Origin of the sequence: Pseudovibrio sp. WM33 (genome assembly GCF_001623165.1) — a bacterium.
Classification (GTDB): domain Bacteria; phylum Pseudomonadota; class Alphaproteobacteria; order Rhizobiales; family Stappiaceae; genus Pseudovibrio.
Genome location: NZ_LMCK01000081.1, coordinates 409 through 1,953, shown reverse-complemented (window position 1 = coordinate 1,953; position 1,545 = coordinate 409). Strand labels below are relative to the sequence as shown.

Sequence of the window (1,545 nt, the reverse complement as noted above, 5' to 3'; positions counted from 1 at the left end):
GCACCGAGCACCGAGCACGAATGATCGCAATGCTACGCAAAGACAAGCTTATGAGTAAAGAAAGATCCTCAGAGGGGGATAACTTTTATTAGCGGATGCGAGCGCAACATCTGAAAAACCGGGCATAAAAAATAAGGCGAATTCCACGGGGTAAACATATGCCCGCTAGGTGGTTCTATGATAGAACCTCCCCCGTTCAAAATTAAATGCATGCGGTGCAAAAGCCAGACACAAAACCACTCAATAAGAACCACGAGCAACGCACATTTCGCGCAAATAACGCAAATCTGCACAAAAGAACGCAAACCTTAAAATCAGCACGATCAGTTATTCAGAGCCCCACGTGATCAGACACACTTAAGCTGCAACAAACCCAATCTCTTTCTGCAGCTTCTTGGTCAGCTTCCTCGCAATAATGCTATGCGCCTCACGAACATAATCCTTGATGTCTTCATCAGCCATCGCCTGCGCAGTCTCAATCTGAACCCACTTCGCCCGAGCCAGATAAGGCGCCGGAATAATGCCCTCCTGTTCCGTTAGGATCTGATAGGAAAGCTCCGAACATTTAAAGCTGATCTTGATCCCTTCCATCTCAGGACGGTCCTCTCCCCAGTTAGAGCAAATCGCAAAGATCTTCCCTCCAACCTTCCAAACCGAAGCATTCCCCCACTGAATGGCATTGCTCGTCCCAACCAATGACTTGCAATAATTATCAAACTCATCCCGCGTCAAAGTAATCTCTCCCTAGCAATCAATAAAAGGCATCAAACACAGCCAATAATTGCAACGAAGATAACACAATCAATATAGAATTCCGTACTTCTTCAACCAACTTCCAAATTTGCCTACCGGTAAGGACCACTCATCACACACGCTCACTCTTATTCACCTCAGACAGCGCATAGAATAGCTCCATCTCTTTTGTAGTTAGCAGACAGCGTAGAGCAGTTATGGGTGCTATCCCACCGATCTCATCCTGGCGCAGAATGCGCACTCCGCATTACCTTCGAATGCGCAGCAATCGCGGCACAATTTCGTGTGCAAATACCGCCAACGAACGCAGAAGGGAGCGCACCGCCGTTCCGGCAACGTGGTGCAGTTACGGATTCAATCCCGCCGATTACATCCTGATGCACAACTGGCCCCGCATTACCTTCGCAAGTGCAGCAGGCGTGGAGACACAATACGTGTGCAAACACCAGCGAACGCAGAGAGCCGCACAAAGTCATCCCAGTTGCGGTTTAGCACAATCACGCTGCGCCAGCTCATAAATGCTGTGGCTTGATCACCTGTGTTAGTCGCTCTTGAGGTCTAAGGCTCGCCCTTCCCACAGGCTCACTCCCCTTCTCATTGAGATACATGGGCGGCTGCAGCGTTTGTCTCATTACAGCACTGAGATGCAATACGTTTCAATCCCTTGAAGTCGGTGCTTTGGTTTCACTGAGGTAAACTGGAGGCTGTATATTCAGGGAGTATTCTTCGGTCAGGTGGCATTGCAATCCAGGGGATCGCCGGTCACTCCTAGCCTAGCTCACTGTGTTTTCG

Annotated in this window: 1 protein-coding gene; it reads right to left on the bottom strand. The window is 49.2% G+C overall.

The window, feature by feature from the left end; genetic code table 11:
- Positions 1 to 357 precede the first annotated feature (357 nt).
- Positions 358 to 732 (bottom strand): MmcQ/YjbR family DNA-binding protein, encoded by a 375-nt coding sequence (locus PsWM33_RS13665; protein WP_063300615.1) that lies wholly within the window; start codon positions 730 to 732, stop codon positions 358 to 360.
- Between the last annotated feature and the right edge of the window lie 813 nt (positions 733 to 1,545).